The 3,877-nt window shown below is 70.7% G+C and carries 2 protein-coding genes; one reads left to right on the top strand and one right to left on the bottom strand.

Features of this window, described 5'->3' with window-relative positions:
* The first annotated feature begins 426 nt into the window (after window positions 1-426).
* Complete coding sequence (locus tag QH276_RS04955; protein WP_280400509.1) at window positions 427-1,887, top strand: CCA tRNA nucleotidyltransferase; 1,461 nt, start codon at window positions 427-429, stop codon at window positions 1,885-1,887.
* 9 nt (window positions 1,888-1,896) lie between these two features.
* Here the strand turns inward: QH276_RS04955 and QH276_RS04950 are convergent, their stop codons facing one another.
* The gene (locus tag QH276_RS04950) at window positions 1,897-2,721 is read right to left on the bottom strand and encodes a hypothetical protein (RefSeq protein WP_280400508.1); all 825 of its coding nucleotides are present in this window, start codon (window positions 2,719-2,721) and stop codon (window positions 1,897-1,899) included.
* Window positions 2,722-3,877 lie beyond the last annotated feature (1,156 nt).

Below are 3,877 nucleotides of genomic sequence, written 5' to 3'. Positions count from 1 at the left end.
GAACGTGGGGGGGGGGGGGCCGGCGCGGACGGGGGTGGGGGGCGGGGCCCGGGGGGGGGGAGCCCCCGCCCCCCCCCCCCCCCGGGCCGCGGCCCCCCCCCCCCCCCCCCCCCCCCCCCCCCCCCCCCCCCCCCGGGGCCCCCCCCCCACCACGGGCCTGGTACGACGGGGCGCCTTGGGGGGGCCGGGCCGGGGGGGAGTCCAGGCCGAGTGGGGCCCGGGGCCGAGTGGGGGTCCGGTTTGCGGCGGCGCGACTCGGCGGAGGGCCGAAAGGGGACAGAATTGCATGTCGGGTCGGCTGTGATCCGATCGCAAAGAGTGCCCCAGTGGCGGCGCCGAGTCATACCCGGCCCTCGGAGGTCAGGGACCAATGGGGGCCGAACCCGCGCGCCGGAGGCGAGCCGATCGGCACAGTAAAGTTCAGCTGTGGTTTCGACGGAGTCCGAGGATGCTGTGCTGGATCGCCGTACTCGTTTGCTGGCGGCGGCGGCGATCACGCTCGGCCGGCTGTCCGATGTGCTGACGCCGCTGGGGGAGTTGTTCGCGGCGCGGGGGTTCCATCTGTATCTGGTGGGGGGCAGTGTGCGGGACGCGATTCTCGGGCGGCTCGGGACCGATCTGGATTTCACCACCGACGCCCGCCCCGAGCAGGTGCAGGAGCTGCTGAACGGCTGGGCGGATCAGTTGTGGGATACCGGCGGCCTGGCGTTCGGGACGGTGAGTGCGGCCAAGAGCGGCCAGCAGCTGGAGATCACCACTTTCCGCAGCGACACCTACGACCGGGTGTCGCGGAATCCGCAGGTCAGTTTCGGCGACAGTCTGGAAGGCGATCTCGTTCGCCGCGATTTCACGGTCAATGCCATGGCGGTGAAGATCGCGGCCGATGGCGCGCTGGAATTCGTGGATCCGCTGAACGGCATGGAGGCACTGCTCGCGGGGGAACTGGATACGCCGGCCGCCCCCGAGGATTCGTTCGGCGATGATCCGCTCCGCATGCTGCGCGCGGCGCGTTTCGTTTCCCAGCTCGGCTTCCGGGCACATCCGCGGGTGCGGACCGCGATCGAGAAAATGGCGCCGGAGATCGATCGGATCACCGCGGAGCGGGTCCGGACCGAACTGGACAAGCTGATCGGTGGCGACTACCCGATCGACGGCATCAACATGATGTGCGAAACCGGGCTGGCGCAGCGGGTGCTGCCCGAGGTGCCGGCCATGAAACTGGAGATCGACGAGCATCATCAGCACAAGGATGTGTACTGGCATTCGCTGACCGTGCTGGAGCAGGCGATCGACCAGGAAGAAGGCGATCCCGACCTGGTGCTGCGCTGGGCGGCGCTGCTGCACGATATCGGCAAACCGGATACCAAACGCAACGAACCCGGCGGCGGGGTCAGCTTCCACCATCACGAGGTCGTGGGCGCGAAAATGGTGCGCAAGCGGATGCGTGCGCTGAAGTATCCGAAGCAGTTCACCGAGGATGTGGCGCGGCTGGTCTTCCTGCATCTGCGGTTCCACGGCTACGGGAAGGGGCAGTGGACCGATTCGGCGGTCCGCCGCTATGTCACCGACGCCGGCGACCTGCTGCCGCGGTTGCACAAATTGGTCCGCGCGGATTGCACGACCCGCAACAAACGGCGGGCCGCCGCGCTGCGCGCCACCTACGACGATCTCGAGGCCCGGATCGCCCGGTTGCAGGAGCAGGAGGATCTGGCGCGGGTCCGGCCGGATCTGGACGGTAACGCGATCATGGAGCTGCTGGGTCTGCCGCCCGGGCCAGAGGTGGGCCGCGCTTGGCGTCATCTGAAGGAACTGCGCTTGGACCGTGGGCCGCTGACCCGCGCGGAGGCCGAGGAAGCGTTGCTCGAATGGTGGCAGTCGCAGCAGTGAACGGCCCGGTCAGAACACGATCAGGGTGGTTCCGGCGACAATGGCCGAACGGATCTGCGCGAGGTCGAACGACCCGCTGACCGGCGATACCTCGATGCGGAACCGCACCCGTTCGCCGTCACGAACCGCCCGCCGGACCCGGGCGCCGCGCGGTAGGTCGGGGATGGTGATCGGGCTGGTGGTGCGCCAGCGCCGCGGTACCGGCATACCGAACCAGGTGGCCCGGCGCACATCGAGTGTCAGCACATCGTCGGTGATCGCGGCGTCCAGTTCGGCGCTGACCCGGCGCCGCCGGTGCACCGCGCGGACGAGCCCCGAATCGGTGATCGACAGGTCCCAATCGCGCTGCCGGTCCGCCAGCCGTCCGAGCAGCGCCCGCACGGTGACGGTGCCGTCGATATCGATCCGCTGGGCCCGGACCCGGGTCGGTACGCCCGGTACCAGCCGGACCTCATGGGCGATCACGGTGACCTCGGCGACCGCCAGGCCGTCCCAGTCCAGGTCCCGCAGCACCGCCTTGGTCTGGAAATGCGCGCCGCGCCGCCGGACCTTCAGGAGGTCCAGGGTGCCGGTCAACTGATGGTCGAGCAGGGTGACACTGATCCGGTGGCCACCGAACCGGCTCAGGATGCCTTCGCTGAGGACCGTGAGCAGGGTGTCGGGTAGTAGTGCGGTGACAGTGCCGGCGCCGAGATCGGCCACCGGTTCCATCCAGGCGGTGGTATAGCTGATCCACTGTTCCAGCCAGGACTGCTCGAACAGTCGTTTGCCGAGGTCGACCGCCCACAGTGGGGAGAACGGGGAAGCCGAGCGGGGGTCGGGTTGCGCCGCCATGATCAGCTCCGAGGGTACTTGGCGGACGTCCCCGGCAACTACAGGTAGTCGCCGGGGTCACGCCCGCGTCGGGCGCCGGCGAGAAGTGATCCGCGTCCGACCGGGCGGCACGGAAAGTCATCGGAGTGTGTCGATGATGAATGCGCGCCGTGGCTGTCCGGTTCCGGTAGGTTCAACGCCGACAACGGGTCTGGACAGGAGATGTGTTCCTGCGCGACGCCCCGGCGGCGCAGGTGCGAGGCTGCTCGGTCCCGGTGCCGCGCTCTGCGCGACACCACACCGTTCCGGAACCGAGACGGACCCCGAACCGAGGAAGGTGACCCATCCGCACGCTGTGCCGCTCCGCCGGTCCGGAACAGGGTCGGCCCAGGCCGTCGAGTCGGGTCGGGGTGGATGCGGTACGGGCCTTCGCTGTCCTGTGCTCGGGGCTCGTACTCGCCGGGTACTCCGTGGTGCCCGCGCAGGCCGCGCCGCATCCGTGGGCACCGCCGCCGGTGAACAGCTGCGGTGAGGTCGGGTTCGATCCGCTGGACCGGGCACCCGACCCGTCCGCGCCGCCTCCGCCGCCGATCCCCGTGCCGCCGCAGATCGATATTCCGATTCCGGTGCCGCAGCTCACGCCGGTGCCGGTACCCGATCCACCGCACGACAACACCCGGATCGTTCCGGAGCCCTTGCCCGCCGACCCATGCCGTAATCCCTGCCCGGATATCCGCGACACCCCGAAACCGGAGCCGCCGGGCCAGGACGAACCAGCGCCCGCGGACCCACCGGAGAGCGGTTCCGGAAACGGTTCGGCCACCGGTTCGGCGGCCGGCAGCAGCTCGGGTAGCGGTTCGGGTTCCGGGGATCCGGTGAAACTGCCGAAAATCCAGATCAAACCGGAGATCGAACCCATTCCTATCCCGGTCCCCGGCGGGCCGGGTGAACCACCGCAACCCGCCCCGCCGCCGGTGGTACACCCGGCGGAACCCCGGCCGGTGGCCGCCGCCCCCGCCCCCCCCCGGGGGGGGGCGGGGGGGGGTGGGGCTTCGCGCGGTGGGGTTCGGTGCGGGGGTTGTGTGGGTCGGGGCGCGGGCGGGGTGGGCGGGGGGGGTGGTGGGGGGGGGGTGGTTCGTCGGTCTGGGGCGTGGGGGTGGGGTGGGGGGGGGGGGGG

The sequence above is a fragment of the Nocardia carnea genome, assembly GCF_029869215.1.
GTDB lineage: Bacteria > Actinomycetota > Actinomycetes > Mycobacteriales > Mycobacteriaceae > Nocardia > Nocardia carnea_B.
Note: the sequence above shows the minus strand (reverse complement) of the source record. Positions and strands in the feature narration are given on the sequence as shown.